Annotated in this window: 23 protein-coding genes; 6 read left to right on the top strand and 17 right to left on the bottom strand. The window is 59.6% G+C overall.

Going from position 1 to position 20,263, the window contains the following annotated elements; all coding sequences use genetic code 11:
* The first annotated feature begins 245 nt into the window (after positions 1-245).
* A complete protein-coding gene (locus tag NVV72_05085; GenBank protein MCR6658735.1) occupies positions 246-2,096 on the top strand; it encodes a cation:proton antiporter in 1,851 nt (616 codons plus the stop codon).
* Between the two features lie 20 nt (positions 2,097-2,116).
* On the opposite strand, the gene NVV72_05080 is transcribed toward NVV72_05085, so the two are convergent.
* The 3 genes from NVV72_05080 to NVV72_05070 form a co-directional block, all read right to left on the bottom strand.
* Entirely contained in the window at positions 2,117-2,875 is a 759-nt protein-coding gene (locus NVV72_05080; protein ID MCR6658734.1) for a prephenate dehydrogenase/arogenate dehydrogenase family protein, read from the bottom strand.
* Between the two features lie 143 nt (positions 2,876-3,018).
* Positions 3,019-3,708, bottom strand: a complete 690-nt coding sequence (locus tag NVV72_05075) for an EF-hand domain-containing protein (GenBank protein ID MCR6658733.1) — start codon at positions 3,706-3,708, stop codon at positions 3,019-3,021.
* Between the two features lie 326 nt (positions 3,709-4,034).
* Positions 4,035-4,220, bottom strand: coding sequence for a hypothetical protein (locus NVV72_05070; protein MCR6658732.1), 186 nt, complete (start codon positions 4,218-4,220; stop codon positions 4,035-4,037).
* A 132-nt stretch (positions 4,221-4,352) separates the two neighbouring features.
* On the opposite strand from NVV72_05070, the gene NVV72_05065 reads away from it, so the two are divergent.
* The gene (locus NVV72_05065) at positions 4,353-4,775 is read left to right on the top strand and encodes an EF-hand domain-containing protein (GenBank protein ID MCR6658731.1); all 423 of its coding nucleotides are present in this window, start codon (positions 4,353-4,355) and stop codon (positions 4,773-4,775) included.
* A 64-nt stretch (positions 4,776-4,839) separates the two neighbouring features.
* On the opposite strand, the gene NVV72_05060 is transcribed toward NVV72_05065, so the two are convergent.
* Entirely contained in the window at positions 4,840-5,043 is a 204-nt protein-coding gene (locus NVV72_05060; protein ID MCR6658730.1) for a hypothetical protein, read from the bottom strand.
* A gap of 203 nt (positions 5,044-5,246) precedes the next feature.
* On the opposite strand from NVV72_05060, the gene NVV72_05055 reads away from it, so the two are divergent.
* Positions 5,247-6,473 carry a Xaa-Pro peptidase family protein gene (locus NVV72_05055; GenBank protein ID MCR6658729.1) on the top strand — a complete coding sequence of 409 codons (1,227 nt, stop codon included), beginning with the start codon at positions 5,247-5,249 and terminating at the stop codon, positions 6,471-6,473.
* A gap of 11 nt (positions 6,474-6,484) precedes the next feature.
* Here the strand turns inward: NVV72_05055 and NVV72_05050 are convergent, their stop codons facing one another.
* Genes NVV72_05050 through NVV72_05035 form a run of 4 tightly spaced genes read right to left on the bottom strand, consistent with a single transcriptional unit; the run spans position 6,485 to position 11,267 of the window.
* Complete coding sequence (locus NVV72_05050) at positions 6,485-7,300, bottom strand: nucleotidyltransferase domain-containing protein (protein ID MCR6658728.1); 816 nt, start codon at positions 7,298-7,300, stop codon at positions 6,485-6,487.
* On the bottom strand, positions 7,297-8,316 hold the full coding sequence (locus NVV72_05045; protein ID MCR6658727.1) for a nucleotidyltransferase domain-containing protein: 1,020 nt from the start codon (positions 8,314-8,316) through the stop codon (positions 7,297-7,299). Before NVV72_05045 ends, NVV72_05050 begins: the two co-directional genes overlap by 4 nt.
* Before the next feature lie 9 nt (positions 8,317-8,325).
* Complete coding sequence (locus NVV72_05040) at positions 8,326-9,018, bottom strand: peptidylprolyl isomerase (GenBank protein ID MCR6658726.1); 693 nt, start codon at positions 9,016-9,018, stop codon at positions 8,326-8,328.
* A gap of 56 nt (positions 9,019-9,074) precedes the next feature.
* Positions 9,075-11,267 (bottom strand): glycoside hydrolase family 3 C-terminal domain-containing protein, encoded by a 2,193-nt coding sequence (locus tag NVV72_05035; protein ID MCR6658725.1) that lies wholly within the window; start codon positions 11,265-11,267, stop codon positions 9,075-9,077.
* Between the two features lie 179 nt (positions 11,268-11,446).
* On the opposite strand from NVV72_05035, the gene NVV72_05030 reads away from it, so the two are divergent.
* Positions 11,447-12,145: a DUF899 domain-containing protein gene (locus tag NVV72_05030; protein MCR6658724.1), complete on the top strand. Its 699-nt coding sequence runs from the start codon at positions 11,447-11,449 to the stop codon at positions 12,143-12,145.
* Here NVV72_05030 and NVV72_05025 read toward each other — a convergent pair.
* The 6 genes from NVV72_05025 to NVV72_05000 form a co-directional block, all read right to left on the bottom strand.
* The gene (locus tag NVV72_05025) at positions 12,139-12,801 is read right to left on the bottom strand and encodes a hypothetical protein (GenBank protein ID MCR6658723.1); all 663 of its coding nucleotides are present in this window, start codon (positions 12,799-12,801) and stop codon (positions 12,139-12,141) included. The two genes, NVV72_05030 and NVV72_05025, sit on opposite strands and share 7 nt — an antisense overlap.
* 58 nt (positions 12,802-12,859) lie before the next feature.
* Complete coding sequence (locus tag NVV72_05020) at positions 12,860-13,294, bottom strand: hypothetical protein (GenBank protein MCR6658722.1); 435 nt, start codon at positions 13,292-13,294, stop codon at positions 12,860-12,862.
* 152 nt (positions 13,295-13,446) lie between these two features.
* Positions 13,447-14,094 carry a LuxR family transcriptional regulator gene (locus tag NVV72_05015; GenBank protein ID MCR6658721.1) on the bottom strand — a complete coding sequence of 216 codons (648 nt, stop codon included), beginning with the start codon at positions 14,092-14,094 and terminating at the stop codon, positions 13,447-13,449.
* A 79-nt stretch (positions 14,095-14,173) separates the two neighbouring features.
* Positions 14,174-16,285: an AsmA family protein gene (locus NVV72_05010; GenBank protein MCR6658720.1), complete on the bottom strand. Its 2,112-nt coding sequence runs from the start codon at positions 16,283-16,285 to the stop codon at positions 14,174-14,176.
* Between the two features lie 68 nt (positions 16,286-16,353).
* On the bottom strand, positions 16,354-16,971 hold the full coding sequence (locus NVV72_05005) for a peptidylprolyl isomerase (protein MCR6658719.1): 618 nt from the start codon (positions 16,969-16,971) through the stop codon (positions 16,354-16,356).
* Positions 16,972-17,049: 78 nt separating this feature from the next.
* Positions 17,050-17,787 (bottom strand): hypothetical protein, encoded by a 738-nt coding sequence (locus NVV72_05000; GenBank protein MCR6658718.1) that lies wholly within the window; start codon positions 17,785-17,787, stop codon positions 17,050-17,052.
* Positions 17,788-17,891: 104 nt separating this feature from the next.
* Between NVV72_05000 and NVV72_04995 the strand changes: the two genes are divergently transcribed.
* Positions 17,892-18,179 carry a BrnT family toxin gene (locus NVV72_04995; protein MCR6658717.1) on the top strand — a complete coding sequence of 96 codons (288 nt, stop codon included), beginning with the start codon at positions 17,892-17,894 and terminating at the stop codon, positions 18,177-18,179.
* A gap of 4 nt (positions 18,180-18,183) precedes the next feature.
* Positions 18,184-18,444: a BrnA antitoxin family protein gene (locus tag NVV72_04990; GenBank protein MCR6658716.1), complete on the top strand. Its 261-nt coding sequence runs from the start codon at positions 18,184-18,186 to the stop codon at positions 18,442-18,444.
* 10 nt (positions 18,445-18,454) lie between these two features.
* Here NVV72_04990 and NVV72_04985 read toward each other — a convergent pair whose 3' ends face one another.
* The 3 genes from NVV72_04985 to NVV72_04975 form a co-directional block, all read right to left on the bottom strand.
* Positions 18,455-18,781 carry a helix-turn-helix domain-containing protein gene (locus tag NVV72_04985; protein ID MCR6658715.1) on the bottom strand — a complete coding sequence of 109 codons (327 nt, stop codon included), beginning with the start codon at positions 18,779-18,781 and terminating at the stop codon, positions 18,455-18,457.
* The gene (locus tag NVV72_04980) at positions 18,765-19,157 is read right to left on the bottom strand and encodes a type II toxin-antitoxin system RelE/ParE family toxin (protein ID MCR6658714.1); all 393 of its coding nucleotides are present in this window, start codon (positions 19,155-19,157) and stop codon (positions 18,765-18,767) included. Before NVV72_04980 ends, NVV72_04985 begins: the two co-directional genes overlap by 17 nt.
* A gap of 76 nt (positions 19,158-19,233) precedes the next feature.
* Complete coding sequence (locus NVV72_04975) at positions 19,234-20,178, bottom strand: hypothetical protein (GenBank protein ID MCR6658713.1); 945 nt, start codon at positions 20,176-20,178, stop codon at positions 19,234-19,236.
* Positions 20,179-20,263 lie beyond the last annotated feature (85 nt).

Here is a 20,263-nt window from a genome sequence, read left to right as displayed (position 1 = left end):
ACAAAAACTTAGAGCGAAAGGTTCGCTCTGAGGACCGGCGGTCTCGGCCGTCGTGTCCATTGATTAAAAAAGATACTATCTGCACCTTAGCGCTTTTATGAACGCAGCCAACATGAATTTTCCGTCATGTTTCACGAAAACGTGCGCTGCGGGGGTTACAATTCAAGCGACCCTCCCCTTATAGTCAGAGCACACCCCTAAAGAGGATAGGTATCCCGAAGATGAACGCATCGGCTGCGAGTCAGATGTCCGCAATTGCGAAAGAAACCCTTGCGCCGGTGCTGAATGCCGACGCGCAAGGCTATTACATCTTCATTATCGTCTTTCTTCTGGCTTCCGCGGTCGTCGTGCCCATCTTCCAGCGCTACAAGGTCTCCAGCGTCCTGGGGTTCCTGCTGATCGGCGTGCTGCTGGGGCCCGATGTCATGGGGCGTCTGGCTACGGCCTGGCCGGTACTTGATGCCTTCAGCGTCATGCGTTCGCATACCGTCCACCAGCTTGCCGAACTAGGCGTCGTCTTTCTGTTGTTCTCTATCGGTCTGGAACTGACCTTCGAGCGCCTGAAATCGATGCGCCGCCTGGTCTTCGGGCTTGGTGCACTCCAGGTGGTCCTATGCGCCCTGGCCCTGACCGGCCTGTTCCTGCTGATCGGACGCAGCTTCGTGTCGTCGGTCGCGCTCGGCATGGCGCTGGCCCTGTCGTCCACCGCCGTCGTCATTCCCGTCCTCGCCGATCGCAAGGCGCTCAAGACCGCCTCCGGCCGCAGCGTCTTCGCCGTTCTGCTGGCCCAGGATATCGCCGTTGCCCCGATCCTGATCACCGTGGTCATGCTGGCCGGCGGCGCGGCGGGGGACGGCCGCAGTCTTTCCGGCCTGCTGGCCCTGATCCCGGCCCTGATCGGTATCGGCATACTGGTCATCGGCGGCCGCTGGCTGCTGCGGCCGCTGTTCAACTCCGTCGCCTTTTCGCGGTCGCGCGAACTGTTCATGGCCGCCTGCCTGCTGTGCGTGCTGGTGGCGGGGCAGATATCGGTCATGGCCGGCCTCAGCATGGGGCTGGGCGCCTTCGTCGCCGGCGTGCTGCTGGCCGAAACCGAATACCGCCGCGAGATCGAAAACATGGTCGAGCCCTTCAAGGGGCTGCTGTTGGGCCTGTTCTTCGTGACCGTCGGCGCGCGTCTCGAAGTGGCCGCCGTCATCAGCCAGCCGATGCTGGTCTTCGGGCTGGCGGCGGCACTGATCGCCCTGAAGATGGCGGTCATCTATCCGGTGGCGCGCCTGTTCGGCCTCAATAACCGCAGCGCCATCGAGACGGCGGCGGTGCTGGGGCCGGCGGGTGAATTTGCCTTCGTCATCATCGATCAGGCGATCGGCCACAAGGTGCTGAATGCCGAATTTGGCCAGACGGTCATCCTGGCCTCGATCATCTCGCTGTTTTGCATTCCCTTCCTTGCCGCCGGTGCGGCCCGCCTGTCGAAAAAGCTGGCGAAAAACGGCGAAGCGCCCACGAGCGTGGCGCCGGAAATCGTGAGCGAGGCCGCCAAGGTCATTGTGGTGGGTTTCGGCCGCGTCGGCGAGCTGGTCACCGACATGCTGAAGCTGCACAATATTGACTACATGGTGATCGATATCAATCCGCAGGTCACGCAGCGCGCCCGCGCGCAGCATATCGAAGCCTGGTACGGCGATGCCTCGGCGGCGGAATTCCTGCATAGCTTAGGCATCGAGCGCGCCCGCGCCGTAGTGGTCACGGCCTCCAATCCGGCCTTTACCGACGAGGTGGTCAAGGCGGTGCGGGCCATGCGCGCCGATGTCCATATCATTGCCCGCGCGCGTGATGCCGCCCATGCCCAGCGTCTCTATCAGATGGGGGCCACCGATGCCGTGCCGGAAACGATCGAGGCGTCGCTGCAACTGGCGGAAAACACCCTGATCGATCTGGGCGTGCCGATGGGGCTGGTCCTGGCCAGCGTTCATGAACGCCGCGATGTCTTCCGCAAGATGTTCGGCATCCGCAAGCCGGAAGCGCCGGTCAAACCGAAGCGGTCGCTGGAAGAGGTGGCGGCGGCTGCGGTTGAAAAAGCCGCCGGCACCTGATTGCTCTCGCGGACAGGCGCCTACTTGCCGCTGTCGTGGGCTTCCAGCCGGTTGCGCAGGGCGTCGATCTCGCTGAAGAAGCGCTTGCGGATTTCGGCGGCAAACGGATTGTCGCGCTCGATCGACAGGAACAACTCGTCGGAATCGCCCGAAACCAGGCCAACGCCCTGCATCATCAGATCGTAGGAGCGGGTGGTGTGGACGGTCGGCAGAGGCTCCAGGCCACTCAGGACCTTGGCGATCAGATGGGTCAGGCCCTGCACGGCCGCCAGCGCCTTGTCGTGCTGTTCCGGCGTGGCGATGGAGACCTTGAGGTCGAGCGTCTGGCTGAAAAAGCGCACCAGGGCGTCCATATGACGCACGCGCACCGGGCACAGGACGATTTCCAGGTCATGAATGCCCTTGCGCGCCGATTGCGGGCCGAACAACGGATGGGTACAGAGGATCGAAACCGTGGCGGGCAGGGCGTCGACCAGCCATTTGGCCGGCTTGATCTTGACCGAGCCGACATCGATCACCAGCCCGTAAGGCTTTACATAGGGCGCGATAGATTTGGCTAGGGCTTCAAGCGTGCGGATCGGTGTGGCCAGAACCACGATGTCGCAGGCCGCGGCCACTGGCAGGTCGACCAGTGTGACATTATGACGCCGGGCGAAGGCGCGGGCCGCCGGGCCGGGGTCGCAGGCATAGATGTCGAAATAGGGGGAAAGGTGCTTGACGATCAGGCGGCCGAACGCCCCCAGACCAAATAATCCCAATTTGCGAACCGATTTGGACACTTTGTCCCTGCCTCAGATAAAAATGAAGCGCGCGGCGTACCACGAAACTCCGGGCAAGGCGAGATAAAATATCCTGACTGGTGCATATTCGGGGGCGAATTTAACTGTATCGCCGCGGTTATGCGGACGGATTTGTCGAAAAATCAGTTTCCCATGAAACGTTTTTTCTTGGCGCCCTTGCCCTTTTTACCGTCCGGCGCCGGCATCTCGCTGGCAAACTGGGCCGGCGTCTTCAGCAGTTCGTCCGGGGTGATAAAGCCGTCCTGGTTGCTGTCGAGAATGGAAAAGCGCTGGTTCGTCGCGTTGAGCCATTCATCGGTCTTGACACGGAAATCGAGATTGCTGTCGGCGGCGCGGATCGGCTGCGGCTCATCGATCATGCCATATTGCGAGGCGCCCACGATCTGCTTCTGATAGCGCCCGGCGGTCGGGTCCGTGTTCTCGCCGGAGTCATCCGCCTGGGCAACATAGTTTTTGGGCTGTTTGATGCGCGGATCGGTGCGCGTGATTTCCGGAGCCACGTCATTCTCGTAGGCGCTGTTTTCCGGGCTGTTGATATAGCCGTCGTGATTGGTGTCGAGCTTGTTGAAGAAGGCGGCGGCATCATTGAGGAATTCATCGTGGCTGATCTTGCCGTCCTTGTCCGTATCGGCCTGCTCAAACCATTTCGTTACCGGATAGGGCTGGCCCGCCGGTGCGCGGAAGGGCTGGCCCGAAGGCGAGAAGAAGACGTTCAGGCTCATGCCGACGCCGAAATAGTCCTGCGCGTTCGCTGCGGTGCCGAGGCCCGCGCCGGCGATGAGAAGCGTAAAAAGGAAGCGGTAAGGGCGCATGGCGATATCACTGTCAAGGAATGGAGGGCTGAACGATCGGTTAGGGGCTTTTTGTGGTCAATTTTAGGCCGTTTTTTAGATTAACCGCCATGAGTTGGATAGGCAAGTGGGCTTTGCTGCAGGGAAAAGCTTGCCGATGCGTTTTTGCCTACAGTAAATTTTGCTTGCATGTATGTTTATCGTGATATATTCAGAGTGAATTGCTGTATATTTCAAGTCATGAATTTGGTATTTTTGTTGCAATATTGAAATATGGATTAAAATAATATCCTGTTAACTTGAATATTTTCTCTTATGAACTTGCCGGATTTCTTCCTCCGGTATTTTCAGGAGATTAACATGCAGATAGGCAGCACGGCGGGGGCATCCCTCAGCCAGCTATTATCCCAGATGCAGGCCAGACTGGCGTCCCAAACGTCCTCCGCGTCTTCGACCTCAAGCACCTCCAGTGCTTCTGGCAGCAGTGCGGCGTCGTCCTCGACCAGTTCGACAACCTCTGCATCTTCGACCACCAGTGTCAGCGAAGACTTAAGCTACTTCCTCAGCCAGATGTCCGATCAGCTTATGGGCGCCCTGCTGCAAAGCCAGGGGCTGAAGGCCATCAGGGTGGTCATGGCCACGGCGGGGAAAATGGCCCGCCCTCCCTGTCCGATATGGACAGCGATGGCGATGGCGCGATCAGCAAGACTGAAATGGAAGCCTTCGACACGTCGAAGACCGGCAGCACGGATACCACCCGCGCCGATCAGATGTTCGCCTCGATGGATACGAATGGTGACGGCTCGGTGACCTCATCTGAAAAGTCGGCCTTCGATGAGCAGATGCAGGCCAATGGTCCGCAAGGTGGCCCTCAGGGGGCTGGCGGTCCGCCACCGGGGCCACCGCCCGGCGGCATGGGCGATGCGACAGCGACCACTTCGGCCGCAAGCACTTTCAGCAGTACTGACCCCGCGACGGATATCGCCAGCCTGCTCAAGGAACTGCAAAGCGCGATCGAGGCTTACAGTTCCGGCAGCCTCAAATCGATGGCCTCGGCCTCGGCTTCCAGCTTGTCTGTGGCGGCCTAAGCAACGAAAAACGCTTCCCTGCGGCGGCGGGGAAGCGTTTTTAATTTCAGAAAGGGCGTTAATCTCAGGAACGGTCCGGGAAAAATTCGCGGCGGATCGAGGCCCAGATATAGTCGAGCACCAGATAATAGAAGACGGATTTGACCAGCTTCACGGTCTGGATATCGAAATAATATTGCAGGCCGATGCACAGGATCAGGGTGGCGATCATCACCAGGCCCGCGATCATCAGCTTCTTCGGCATCAGCAGTTTTTCAGTCAAAGACATGCACGCGTCTCCACAACTTATGACATTTTAACTTTTACGATCGCCGGATTTATAATCTCTTAACACCGGTTAACGGGCGCGCGTCAATCGAAAAAACTCGCCTGTCAGGCGATGTAACGGGATTTGCGCCCGCTGCCGGTCGTGCTAGCGTCTCTCAATAAGCCGCTGGCATCGAACGCGCGGCAAGCCACATTGGGGGATATATGATCTCGAAACGCGTTTTCCTGACGGGGCTTATGGCCGCGGGCATAGCCGGACCCGCCATGGCAGAAACAGCCCCCATATCCCTGGCGGCAAATGCGAGACCGATCGACGCTGCCGAACGGCTGGCGCGCATCAACAAACTGCAAGGGCTAATGCAGGCGCAGGGCATTGCCGCCCTGCTGGTCGAATCCGGCTCGACGCTCGATTATTTCACAGGCGTCCAGTGGTGGACCTCGGAACGGATCACGGCGGCGGTCTTGCCGGCGAAAGGTGCGGCCATTATCGTCACCCCGGCCTTCGAGGAACCGAGCATCCGCGAAACCATGCAGATCGAGGCCGATGTCCGGCCGTGGAACGAACATGAAAACCCGGAAGCCCTGATCGTTCAGGCGCTGAACGACCGGGGCGTCTCGTCCGGTCGTATTGCCATCGAACCCGATGTGCGCTTCTTCATCGTCGATGCCCTGAAGGCGCAGGGACCGGCTTACGAACTGATCTCCGGTCAGGGACTGGTCAATGCCTGCCGCCAGATCAAATCACCCGCCGAACTGGCCCTGATGCAGGTGGCCAATGACATCACCATCACGGCCTTGCGCCAGGTCCATGCCGCCATCCAGCCCGGCATGTCGGGCCACGATATTTCCGCCCTGATGGACCAGGCAACCGTAGCGCTCGGCGGTGCCCCCGAATTTTCGATGGTGCTGCTCAATGAGGCCAGCGCCTATCCGCACGGCTCGAAACAGAAACAGACCGTGCGTGAAGGCTCGGTGATCCTGATGGATTGCGGGTGCAGCGTGCATGGCTACGAGTCGGATATTTCCCGAAGCTGGGTCTATGGCGCGCCCTCGGCCAAACAGCGTCAGGTGTGGGAAACGGTCAGGCGCGGACAGGAAATTGCGCTGGAAACCGCGCGGATCGGTGTCCCGGTGGGTAGTATAGATGACGCGGTGCGCGCCTTTTACGAAAAGGCAGGCTGGGGACCGGGCTACCGCCTGCCGGGGCTGCCTCACCGCACTGGCCACGGCATCGGCATGGACGGCCACGAGTCTCCCTACCTCGTACACAGCGACCTGACGCCGCTGGCCGACGGCATGTGCTTCTCGGATGAGCCGGGGCTCTATATCTCCGGCGAATTCGGCATCCGCCTGGAGGATTGCTGGCACATGACCGAAACCGGCCCGAAGCTGTTCACACCCCTTGCCAGGTCCATCGACGAGCCTATTTAAAGAAGCTTGGCCTATCTTAGAAAGCTGGCGAACAGGTCGTCCGCCTCACGCAATTGCCGTGGATCGACATAGCACTTTGCGGGGCGCGGAGGCTTGTCCGTCAGCGCCTCACGGATCAGGTCATCGAGCGCCGGACTGTGCCTGACAGTGTCGCCTTCGCCACCGTCGCGCTTATGAGCGAAAAGGGCGGCCATTGCGTTGACGGCTTCCTGTGACAGGTCCAGGCCATTACACAGATTATGTACGTCCATCGGCGGCAGGTCGTCGCGGCGCTTTAGCCATAGTCGCATCAGGGCAGGCCTGAGGGCATAGCAGTAACGCTTGATTGTTGCCTTCGCAGGCTCGGTCTCCATGTCGTTCCATGCGGCACGGCACTGGCGATCATAGTGGTACTGATAGACAGCTGGATCAGCGTTCGCTGCCACGAAGGCGCGCAAGTCGGCGATCTCACCGCCGGCATAACGGATGGGGGAAACCAGCCATTCGTGCAGCACCGGATTGGAGCCCAGGGCCAATCGCAAAGCTTTTCGCACGTCCCAGCCATTGAGGTCGAAAGGCACACCCAGGGCCGGATCGTCGACCAATGGCGTTTCAATCACGTCCCGCAGGTCGCGGACTGACAAATAGGCGCTGCGTGGCCGGACATAGATAAAGCGCACGTCATAATCGCTGTCGGTCGAAGGAAAGCCCCAGGCGCGGCTTCCGGATTCGATGGCGATCATCAGGTGCATCTCTTCGCCAGCCGCCAGATCAGCCAGTCGCCCGGCGATATGGTCGCGGGCACCAGAGGGAATGCCGGAAGGCAGAATGTCAGACGAAGCCGTCAAATACGGTTCTCCACAATGCGGCGATGCAGGTCGAGCAGGAAGGCGTCGATCAGGCCCAGATCGTAATCATCGGGCAGGTTCGATTGCGCGGCTATGGTCTCGATTTCGTCCAGCAAGGTTTCGATTTCGCCCGCGACCTGCGTGTAAGGCAGTTGGCCTTTGCGGATTGCCATCAGATGGGCGGCCTCCGGGCGCGGGAAAACCAGTTGTTGGGTTTGCAGGAACTCGATCCCCTGCCGGGCAATGCGCACGGCATGGGACATGGCCTTCCAGTCGACGCCGTCCTGTGCTTCGGCGGCGCGGGTGCGTTCGCCGAATTCGTTGAACAGGTTTTCGACCATGCCGCGCGCTTGTTTGATGGAGGCCGAGAAGATCGCCTTCTTGCCAGCGATATCGAAATAGGTGGCGCTTGATCCATCTGCATTGGGCAATTCGACAATCTGCAACAGTTTGTCTTTTGCGGCCAGGGCAACCAGTTCGGAGCGCGCCACGCTCAATCGGTTCAGCGAACCATAGCGCCGCTCGATGGCGCTCAGTCCCTCCAGCGCCAGGCGCACGGCGGCCAGGCGGGCGCCCTTGATGCCGAACTTGCGGGCCTGCTGACGGCAGTAACTGACAAAAGCGGTTGTCCTGCGGCTGAAAAGGCGTGGTGCCAGGGCCTGAATATCGCGCCAGACCGGATGCGGCGGCTCCAGCAAGGCGCTATCCGGAGCAAACAGCATATCCAACGCCACAGTCTGCCCCTCTGCCAGCAGGGAAAGGAACTTCTGCGGGCTGTAGGCTTCGAAATCGACATCGCCTGGCGCGTTCTTCTCGCCGGGTCTTTTGGACGGCGTTGCATTAATCGCGGCACGTACGTGCTGCAGAAGAATATCTTCCGCCGAAGGCAGATAAACCGCCTTGATATCGATATCCGATTCCGGCGTTTCCGTACCATAGAGGTGCGAGCCGAAATACATCCTGACCAGGGTCTTCATCGCCTTGCCATTTCTTGGAGTCCGTAAGTGCGCGGCGATAAGGTCGATCTAGGCCGAAGCCGAGGCGGACTCTGAACTGTCCGCAAAGGTTTCGCCGATGCGTTCCGCGCCAGTGATTTCGATCGGTGCGGCCAGCATCTGGCCGGCCCAGCCGCCCTCGCGCGTGTGGCTGTCGATCCTGCCCTTGAGGATGGCCTTGACCACGTCCATGCCCTTGGTGACATGGCCGAAAGCGGCATAGCCCAGCTTGTCGTCGGAACCGGATTTGCCGGCATCGAGGAAGGTATTGTCGCCGACGCACAGGATGAAATCGCCGGTCGCGGTGCCGGGGGCGAAGCGCGACATCGAGATGGCGCCGCTGGTATGCGAAAGGCCGGTCATCCTGGTCGATTCATGGGCGATCGGCGGAAAGGTCGGTCCCTGGATACTGGCCTGGATAAAGCCGCTGGGACCGGCATGGGCGGCGCGCCAGAAATTGGCGCCGACGATCTTGCCGGCGTCGAGATAGTGCAGGAAATTAGCGGTGGTCAGCGGCGCCTTCTTCGCTTCCAGCAGAATCTCGATATCACCCTTGGTAGTGGTCAGGCGCACGGTGACGGTCTCCGGCTTCGGTGGTGGGGCGGGCGGCGCCTTTGGCTTTTCAGCGACCGGAGCGGCGGGTTTTTCCGGCTTTTTCGAGCAGGCGGCGATCGCTGTGGCCATAAATGCCAGTCCGGTGCCAATAAATCCCCGTCTTTTCATGCGCGTCTCCAATGATTGCCGCCGCAGTATCGAAATTCCGGCGGCTTTGGCAAGCCCTACCGGACCGAAAGTGACTGGGTGAGTTTGATATCCGCCGAAGACTCACCAACCATCAGACTGACCGGCGCGGCCTCGACCGTGAAGGCTTTGGTATCGACATTCCAGTAGGCCAGTTGCGACGCCTTCAGCGGTATCGTCACGGTCTTAGTCTCGCCAACCGCCAGATGGACGCGCTTGAAGCCTTCCAGTTCTTTCGCTGGCCGCTCGACCTTAGAATTCGGGTAACCGACATAGAGCTGGACGACCGTATCGCCGGCCACCTTGCCCGTATTGCTGACATCGACACTGACCGTGATCTCGCCATCCTTATTGATCTGCGGCGCACTCGTTTTCAGTTTGGTATAGCGGAAGGTGGTGTAGCTCAGGCCGTAACCGAAGGGATAAAGCGGCTTAGCCTTAGCGTACATATAGGTGCGGCCATGGCGGATATTATAGTCCATCATCGGCGGCAACTGATCCATAGACGCCGGCCAGGTGGTCACCAGATGGCCGCCGGGATTGTAATCGCCGAAAATGACCTGTGCCAAAGCCATGCCTTCGTCCTGCGATGAATGCGTCATGTGCAGGATGGCCGGCACATGCGCCTGCGACCAGTTGATGGTGTAAGGAAAGCTGGAAACCAGCACCATGATTATCTTCGGATTGGCGGCATAAACAGCCTTCACCAGGTCTTCCTGCGCCAGGGTGAGGGTCTCGCGGTCGCGGCCCTCGCGGCCATCGCCCGGATCGGCGCAGGGGTTGGTGCCGGCGTCGTTCCAGTCATGCGCCATGTTCGGTCCGCAGGTCGGGTCATTGCCGACCACCACAATGGCGACATCGGCTGCTTTTGCGGCGGCCACCGCCTTGCCATCGGTATCGTCGGCGGCGTAGATCACTGAAGCTTCCGGTCCCAGCGCCGCCTTGATACCCGCCAGTGGTGTTGTGGTATAGGGTGGCAGGCCGCCGTACCAGTCCCAATGCACGCTGTCGGCCAGCGGCCCGATCACCGCTACCGATTTCAATCCGGATTTTTGCAGCGGCAGCGTGCCCTTTTCGTTCTTCAGCAGCACCAGGGATTCCAGCGCGATCTGTTTCGACACATTGCGGCTCTGGTCGGTATTCCACGGCTCAACCCCGTCATGGATTTTCAACCAGGGCACCAGCTCCGGCGGATCGAGCAGGCCGAGCTTGATGGCAATCCGCATCTTGCGCCGGACGGCATAATCGATATCCGCCGTGGTCAGCGACCCGTCGGCCAGCGCCGCATGGACCTCGTCCTTATAGGTATCGAGGAACTGGTTGATGCCGGCCTTGACGCTGGCCACCACGGCGTCCTTCTGATTGGGAAAGGTCTTGTGCCATTTGACCAGATTGGTCACCGCGCCGCCATCCGATGACAGCACCTCGACGCCCCACTGTTTGGTGAGGAGGCTGTCGAGGATCGGATGGATCGTCATGGGTATGCCGTTCCAGGCATTGTAAGAGGCCATGACCGCCTTGGCGCCGCCGTCCTCGAAAGCCATGCGAAAGGGCATGGAATAATATTCCCAGAATAGCCGCTCGTCGAAATCGGACGACGAACCGCCGCGGCCGTTTTCATTGCTGTTGGCTAGGAAGTGCTTCAGCAGGGCGGCGGACTGCCAGTATTTCGGATCATCACCTTGAAGCCCCTTCACGAAGGCCGTCGCCATGGTGCCGTTGAAAAACGGGTCTTCGCCATAGACCTCCTCGCTGCGGCCCCAGCGCGGATCGCGCGCCAAGTCGGATTGCGGTCCCCACAGCATCAGAATCTGGCGGTCGTATTTCGGTGTCTGGGAGATATAGCGCGCCTCGTAGCCCTCGACGCCGGCGGCCTTGCGCACAATTTCCGGGTCCCAGGTCTCGCCCATGCCGGGCGGTTGCGGAAACTGGGTGGTGGGGATCGGCGTCAGGTTGCGCTTGCCGCCGCCGCGCTGGACGACGCCGTGAATGCCTTCGGAACTGCCGATATTGGCAATACCGAGGCGTGGCACACCGGTCTGGGTGCCGAGAACGTCGATCTTCTCATCGATGGTCATCAGCGACAGGATATTGTCGATGCGCTGTTCAGTTGGGAGGTCCGGGTTCTGGAACGGATATTTATCCTGCGCCCCCGTCTGCGCCATTGCTGGCATGGCCATCAAACAGACAGCGGATATGGCCGCTACAAGGCGGTGCGAATGACCTGACATGCGTATCTTCTCCTGGAAATGGCCGCTTCTCGGTTGGCGCGATTTCACCGGCGCAACGGGCAGTTATCGGTGAAATTTGTCATATGAAAATGGTGCTGGCAAGCGCCATTTCGGTCGCGGACTGCTGCCATATCCGGACACCGGGCGGCGTAGAGTTGTTCCAAAAAGGAGGCACCGCCGTGACCGACACGCTTATCCCCGCCGCCGAACTGGCGCGCGAGAACCCCGTCCGTATCCGCAATGAAAGCGCCGAATACCGTGCCGCCCGCACCGCCTTGCTGGCTGAGGAGATAGAGTTGCGCCGTCATCTCGAACGTGTCGCCGCCCAGCGCCGCGCCCTGCCGCCGGGTGGGCCGGTCGAGGGCGATTACATGTTCATGGGAGAGGATGGCGCCGTCGATTTTGCCGGCCTGTTCGGCGAAAAACAGACCTTGGCCATTTACTCCTACATGTTCGGCCCGCAGCGCGAAAAACCCTGCCCAATGTGTACCAACTTGCTCGGCCCGCTTGATGCCAATGCCGAGGATTTTGCGCAGCGTATCTCGCTGGTCGTCGTCGCACGTTCGCCGATCGAGAAACTGACGGCCTGGAAGAAGGCGCGCGGCTGGAAGCATCTGCGGCTCTACAGCGACCTGAACGACGCTTATTCGCGCGACTATTTCGGTGTCCTGCCCGATGGCTCGGAGATTCCGGCCTTCAATTTTTTCACCCGGCGCGACGGCACGATCCGTCATTTCTGGTCGGGCGAGATGACCGGCCAGACCGCCGATCCCGGCCAGGACCCGCGTGGCGCACCGGACATGTCGCCGCTGTGGAATGTGCTCGACTGCACACCGGAAGGCCGTGGTGAAGACTGGTATCCCAAGCTCGACTATTGAGCCGCCACCGCCGCTGCCGCTGCCGTGATCCGCACGCGCCGGAAGTGGTAGTAGATCAGCGCACTGACCAGGGCCGCGAAGAAGCACCACACCGACGGCCAGTTCAGGTGATAGAAACTGTAGGCGACACCAAAGCCGCCCAGCATGGCGACGCCGATCCAGCGCACGCTGCGATGCGACGACACAAAGTAAGCGGCGCAGGTGGCGATGACATAGGCCGAACGCACCAGCAGCCCGCCGCCGAAGGGATTGGAGTAGACGAGGCAGTGGTTGACGACCGCCAGATTGACCCCATAACGCAGGATGATGATAAAGGTGCCGATCGCCACCATGATACCGATAGCCAATACGCCCATCATCAGGCGTTTGCGCAGGCGGTCAGGCTCGATCAGTAATATGCCGAGCGGAATGACCATCGGCCAGATGACGCCGATAAAGAAGGCATAAACCTGGACCAGCAGGTGCGACGCGCCGCCGGTGCCGATCTGCGGCAGCAGGAGCCACAGAACACCCTCGACGAATTGCTGCATGGCAAACAGAAGCGGCACGCTGGCGAAGGGCCGCTCGGTTACGGTGCGGGTTTCACGCAGGGCCAGCGCCCCGGCCCCGGCCACAAAGGCGCTGGCGGCGAAACTCACGGGTGCGGAAAAACACATGCAGGTCAAACCCCTTGATTGTGGCGGTCAGCTTAGGGGCTTCGGCGGTATTGTAAACCTAATTCCGGCAGCGGCGCCGCTCGCGCTCCACCCCCCACATCCCGGCGATCAGGGCAAGGCTCACGGCGTAACCGCCCCAGAGGCCGACGGCTGTAATCTGCGTATACATATCGACATGCGAGGACAGGTAAACGGCGAAATGGGAAATCACGGTATTGAGCTGAAAGGCGGCCATGAACAGCGTCCAGATCCGCCTCGACCACAGCGATAACAAGACATAGGCGATCAGTCCGGCGACATCGACCGTAATAATCCCAACACCATCGTAGATATCCTTGGGTTGGAGAATTTGTGCGACAATGGTCAGGCCGAAAGCGGCCAGCAATATGCCACCACCCCAGCGCTCCGCCGCCTCGCCACGCCACAGCGCCCAGATGCAGCCGCCGACCAGCAGAATAGTGCCGAGCCAGACCCAGACAAGGTGAATGATCATGTCGGGCGCGCCTTTCGTCGCTCCGCCTGCCACATGCCGGCCATCAGGGTGAGGGGGGTGAAAAGCAGGACATTGCCGGTTGTGCGGTAAAGAAGCGCGATGGTCATGTGTTTTTGCGCCCGGCCATAAAAGAAATCGCCAGACCTGCCCCCTCAGCCGATCTGGCGATTCAAAACCTGAAGACCTTCCAGCGTGCCGATGACCGCCGCGATGAGCCCGCTGACCACAACGGCAGAGAGTACCCCCACGACCACGATCAGCCCCAGCCACTGAAAAACATTCAGTCGGGCCAGCCTTTTTTCAAGGCTTTCCCTTCGTCGGTCAACCAGGCGGTCGCCGCGATCAGGTCGAACAAAGCCGCTTCCGTGCCGCTGGTCCGATTCAGGGTCTGGATATCCTCCAGTATGCTCCGGATCGAGGACTGCTTTTGCGGCGTCGCCATCTCGCGCCACGCCAGTTCGAGCTGATCCCAGCGGATCGCCATGTGTGACGGGTTTGAAGAGAGCGGCTTGTTCATGCGGCAAGCCTATTTCGCCTGCTTCATCGCCCGCCATCGGTCCCGCTGACCATCGGTCGTCACGACCGAGGGCGGTCTCGCGCGCTGCCAGCAGCCGGGCGGCATCGCGGCTGGTGGCCACGCCCAGCCGGCGGCGTATTTCTTCGGTATGGGTCTTGACCATGCGTTCGCTGATATTCAGAGCGCGCGCAATTTCCTTGGTCTGGTAGTGCTGGTAAACCAGCCGCAGGATTTCCTTTTGGCGCTGTGTCAGCGCCTCAATGCCTGCCGCTCCGTTCTCCATCCCCGATCTCCCGTACGCACCTTAACCGAACCGTTCATAGCCTGAAAAGACGGACTATTTCCAGACGGTAATAGCAGACCTATTTCTGGGCTGGTGGCGGAACGGCTTTTTTAGCGGCTGCTTTCGTAGTCGTCGGTGTTCCTTTTGCCTGCATGTCCGCCATCAGGCCCGAGCAGTTGGCGTTCTTGGCGTAGTCGATGCCGACGAAGGGCAGCAGCGTATTCAGCGCCAGGGCCAGCCCGCCCTGGACCACCGCCGGACCGGGATCGACGCCGAACTTCGGCGCCGATAAATGCCCGCCCACAACGATCGGTACATTGATGCGGGTCAGACGGAATTTCTTCGGCTTGCCCTTGAAGACCAGCTTCAGGCGCTCGTCATTGAGATCGATCGTGCCGCTGCCGCTGACCCGCGTGACGCCTGTATCGAAAACCACATTGTTCGTCTGCATGACGCCGTTGCGGATCTGGAAATCGGCCACGCCACAGCGCACCTCGGTTTCATGCGGATCCTTGGTCAGGAGCTGGAACAGACCCTTGGTAGCATTGACGCCCATCAGTTCGGCGAAGCTCTGGCGGATCGTGCCGCTCGGCATGACCAGGGTAAGCTGGCCATTGGCATTGGCGGCGGCCTTATGCACCGAATTGCCTGTGCCGCTAGCCTTCACCCTCGCATCGAGAATGCCTTCCAGCGGCTTCGATCCGCTGATATTGGGCACGAAATCCTGCACGGCCAGGCCGGTCAGGCGCATGTCGAGGCTGTTCTGCTGCACGGCCTTGCGCGCATCGATCCGCGCCGTGCCCTGCAAACGGCCCTGCGGGAAGCTGAATTCGACCGGATCGAGCACCAGCAGACCGTGGTCGAGATCGACGCCCAGGCTGACCTCTCGCAGAGGCAGTTTGGGACTGGCCTTCACCGAAAGCGCCCGGTAGCGCACCTTCGCATCCATGCCGCGGACGCGATCGATATCGAGCGTGGCATCCGGCAGCAGGTGGCGTGCGGCCGTCGGTGCGGTCGGGGTGGCTGAAATCTCCGCGCCCTGCGGCGCATTGGCCGCGGTTGCGCCAAACAGCGAGCCTAAGTCCTTGAAATCGAGCAAACGTGACCGCAGGTCACCGGTCAGATAAGGCCGGTTATTGCGGCTTGTATCGACCTTGAGCGCGCCTTCCAGATCGCTGCCGCCCACCCGGCCATTGATGCCGGTAATATTATAGATGCGGTCATTACGGGTCACTTGAGCTGCGATCCGGTAGGCGGGCGTATTGGGCAGGCTCAGGCCGGTGAGGTAATAAAGATCGGCCAGGTCGCGGCCACTCACCGTCACCGCGCCGGCCAGTTCGCCGAGATTGAACGGATGCAACACGCGACCTTTCGCGGTGATCCGCATATCGCCGGCGCGTACCGCCATATCGAACGGATAGGGCACGCTGGTACGCACATTAAGCAATGGCCCGCCGGTGGCGTTCAGCTCGAAGTGACGATTATTCAGACTGCCATCACCGGTCAGGGCAAACGCCTGGCTGCCGGCATTGGCTGTCTCATGGGCATTGACCGAGCCGGTAAAGGTCAGCTTGCGCTGGAGGCTGGTCAGGATCAGGTGGCCGTCCGTGATGATGAAATTCCGGATCGGCGGCAGTCTGGTCGGTTTCCCCTTATTGCGGCCATCGCTGAAATCCCAGTTGGCGCGGCCGTCCTTGTCCTGGAAAAGCTGCACGATCGGCCGGTTGATCTCCAGGCGCGGCAGGACGATGCGGCCGATAAATACCGGCATCAGTTCGGCGGTGACGGCCACATGATCGACCTCCGCCAGATAAGGTTTCAGCCCGGCTTTCGCGCCCCAGTCCGGCTGGCCGATTTTCAGCCCGCCGACCGTGGCGGACGGCGTGAAGCTGAACAGATGGACGCGCAGTTTGCCGTCGATCTTTACAGGCCGGTGCAGCTTGCCCGAAGCGATGGACGCCACAAACGGCCGCGCCCAGTTCCAGTTCGGTTGCGCCAGGAAGATCAGCAGGGCGCCGATGAGCAGCACGATCGCCGCCAGCAGGCCCTGGCCCCAGCGCGGCAGGGCACGGATGCGCAGCCATATGGCCCGCGGCAAGCGCCTCAGCCATACCCAGGCTCGGCGCAGCCCGTCCAGGACGCGGTTCTCGATATCGGCGATATGCCGTCCGATGTCTGCCTTGCTTATCATGCGCAAAGCGTAGGCAGGCCGATATCAGGAATCGATCAGTTTATAAGTGCCGGACTCTACTGAGTTGGTTAGGTCATCCGGTGTGCCGAGGTGATAACCACAGGCGTTACCAGGTTTTCGCCCTTGAGGCGGCCTTTGAGAATGCGTTTGACGATATCCATGCCGGAAATCACATGGCCGAAGACGGCATAGCCCTGCTTGTCTGGCGTGGCCGTGCCGCCGGCATCGAGATAGGTCATGTCGCCGACGCAGATGGTGAACTCGTTGGACGCCGTGCCGATGGCATAGCGTGCGGTGGAAATGGCGCCATCGACATGCGAAAGGCCGGTCTGTGTGGTCGGTTCGTGCGGGATCGGCGGATAGGTCCGGTCGCCGCTATTGAACTGGATAAAGCCGGCGTCACCGGCCCGGATGACGCGGTAAAACGTGCCGGCGTCCAGCTTATGCGTATCGACATAGTGGAGGAAATTGGCGGTCGATTGTGGCGCGTGCTTGCCATCGAGTTCGAGGACGATCTGACCCTCGCTGGTCTCGATCGCCACGCGCACCGTATCGGGCGGCACATCGAGGCCGGTTTCCGGCAGGCGCTTGGGCGCCGGCGCGGGCGGCGGGGCTTTCTCAGTGGGTTTCGAACAGGCGAAAAGGCCGAGCGCGCCGGTTAAGGTCAGAAATTGCCGCCGGATCATGGATGTCTCCCTGGTTCGGCCGCAGTCTGGCAAATCCCGGCGTGCGGGTGAAGTCTTTTTACGCGGTCTGTTCGTCCGTCACGGCGGGGCGATCGGGTCTCCGACCTTGCGGGCGTGAGACAGGGCGATGCGGTCGGCCGGGCCCAGACCATCGAGCGGATCGAAGCCCGGTATGGCGAAGTGCTGATAGATGCAGCCATAGTCCGGATCGGCGGGATCATAAGGGTGGCCGTCATTCCAATGGCCGCTCTGTTTGGCGCGCGTGCGCACGATATGATCGAGGCGGAAGGCGACCATCGCGCGCACTTCCTCGGTGGTCAGTTCGCGGTCTTCATCATCGTCTTCGTCATCGAAACGGCTGGTGGATTTGGGCGCCGGCCGGGTGGCCTTAAGCCCCGCCAATTCCACGCGGGGTGCTTCCGGGCGCGGGGCCTCATAAAGCTGGGACAACATACGGTCGGTGGCCAGCACGCAGCGCCCGGCGCGCTCGCCTTCCAGGAAGGTGACGGGCAGTGTCAGGTTTTCGATGGCATCGAGCAGGCGATGGGCATAGACGCGCAGACGCTTGCGCGCGGGCGCGATAAGGGGGGCGGCCTCTGTTTCGGAAATTTCCGCGACCGGCAGGCTCGCCACCATGCGATCAGCGGCGATGACGGCGCGGGCGGCGCGTTCGCCCTCCAGAAAGGTTTCGGGCATGTCGATGGATTCGACGGCCTCGGCCACCAGAGCCGCCAAGGCGCGCAACCGGGCACGGGCCGCTTTCAGCTCCGTCTGGTCGTTTTCGATGTCGCTTGCATGGGTTTGGGCCGCGTCCATTTGGCAATTATGCGGGTGATTTAAGCGCTGAGGATAGGCAGGCGAAAAACTTGACTTTTGCCCAATTTGTAGATACATTTTTGTAGATACAGACAGGGGCTGATTTGGACTGGACGTGGGATAGCGAAAAGGCCGCGACCAATCTGCGCAAGCATGGCGTTTCCTTTGAACTGGCCGCGCGCGTTATGGGCGATCCCTTCGCCGTCAGCCTGCCTGATCCCTATAAGGACGAGGAACGCTGGCGCACGATCGGCATGCCCAGCGCGTCTGGTTCGACTGTTTTGTTTGTAGTCCACACGATCATCGATGCGGATTTTGACGGTGGCCGCATTATCAGCGCGAGACGCGCCCTGCCGTATGAAAGGAAAGCCTATGAAGAAGGGGAATTCTGAACCAATGTCCGAGGTCTTGCAGGCGGAACTGGTAGCGCTGGAAGCGATGCCGGACGATACAATCGATACGTCGGATATCGCGCCGGTCAGTGACTGGTCGGGTGCGCGCCGGGGGATGCTGTACCGGCCGGTCAAGCAGCAATTATCGCTGCGGCTCGATGCCGATGTGGTGGCGTGGTTCAAAGATGCCGGTGACGGCTACCAGACGCGCATCAACCGCGCCCTGCGGGAATATGTCGAGAGCCATAGCCAAAAGCGGGCTTGAATTTCTTTTGTCAAGCCAGTCGCAAATAACCGCGCGTGTCGGGATGCGGGGCGGAGACGTGAATCTGGACATCGCAGCCGAGATCATTGAGGAAGCGCATCAGGCGGTCGGTCGAATAGCCCTCCAGCCGGCCATTTATGATGGAGGAGACCTTGGGCTGATCGAGGCCCATGATTTTTGCCGCCTGAACCTGAGTGAGTTTGCGGACCTCAATAGCGTGGCGGATATGCAGGGCCAGGTTGGCCTTGGCCAACAGGTCTTCGGCATCCGGCAAGCCCAGATCGGCAAAGACATTGCCGCTGCTGGCCGTGGTGGTCATTTCAATATCGTCGGTCATGCGTTTTACTCCGTTTGGCGTGCATCAGCTCGGCGACGCGCAGCCGCTGGTTTATCAGGTCAAGAGTCGCTTTCGGCGTGGCGATCCCTGACTTCGATTTCTTCTGGAAGCAATGCAGGACATAGATGATGCCTGCCAGCTTCACGGTATAGACGGCGCGATAAGTGTCGCCGTCATGGTTCTCAACCACTTCCAGAACGCCCGCGCCGGTATAGCCTTTCAGGGGCTTGGCGTGATCGTGCTTTACGCCAGCCTGCGCGAACCGAAGCGCAAAGCCCATATTGCGGCGAACCTCTTCGGGTAGGGCCAGCAATTCCTCCAGCGATCGCCCGACCCATTCGAGCGGCTTATGTGGCGGCGGTGGAAGTTGGTTCATGCCATTATATGCCATATTGGGTAATAAAATGGAAGCGGGTTATTACTAAAATTGGGAATGGAAATTTAGCTTAAACTCAATCTAGTAATAGAAGTTTTATATACTCGGGGGTTATGGGGCCGTCATGTAGATGTAGATTCCACTTTTGCCCATCAAAAATAAATAGAACGCCCTTGCGCTCGCCATCGACTCCTAAAAGCGAAGGGATTAAATTTGGGTTTCCTGACCAATTAATTGTGCCGCCAGAAAAATCTATAGCGGTGTCAAGTACTTGGACCGATACCTCATTTCCTTGCACCTCGATAATTTCCAATTCCATCACGTGTAGGAGATCAAGCCGTTCGGTTGCAAAACTTGCGTGCATCGCTGTGTTATGGCAATTTTCTAAACCAAGCACGCAAGGATATTTTAGAGCAACATACCCATCATCACGAACATCGTGGAATTTGTTGGGTGGAAATTTTGAAGTTAAATTTTGTGCAATCGCAGATGTAAATTTATAATCATTTGCGAATGTTGAGTGTATTCGCTTTGTGAATTGGGTGTCTAAATAAGTAAGGATGATATCGTCGTTTGGCCCACTTATAGTTGATGTATCGACTCCGGGAACTTTTTTGTTTTCCTCATCGTCAAATATCCTGTTTACTGGAATTTCGTCACGACCAATCCATTGGCTTAAATACACAATTTCACCGACTTCAACGCGGGCTTCGACAAGCGCGCCTATTCTCCTCGATGCCACGTAAAACATGGGAATTCCCGGCGGATTGCAACGTTGAAAACCTTGCACAAACTCTACTGGAGGAGCTTGGAGTTCGGTTATCAAATTAGGTTTATTTCCGCCTGTCCTGCGCACGCGGTGAAACAATTCACCGTCTCCTGTTTTGCCAACAACTACGGCTAGACCTTCAGTAATTTTTTCATAGGTTGCACTGATCGCAGAATATAAAGCCCTGTTAGGGTCTAATCGATTCAGCTTTGTTATTTCTTGCCTTATCAAGACGCGCGATAGTGGCGACATGGTATCTCCGGGGAACTCAATAGCATAACACGAAAATGCGGTTATCTCTTTAGTTACGCATGGTCTTAAAAAAAGAGCGGGTCTT

This window comes from Asticcacaulis sp. (assembly GCA_024707255.1).
Lineage (GTDB): Bacteria > Pseudomonadota > Alphaproteobacteria > Caulobacterales > Caulobacteraceae > Asticcacaulis.
The sequence above is the reverse complement of the archived record's forward strand: the minus strand, read 5'-3'. Positions and strand labels throughout refer to the sequence as shown.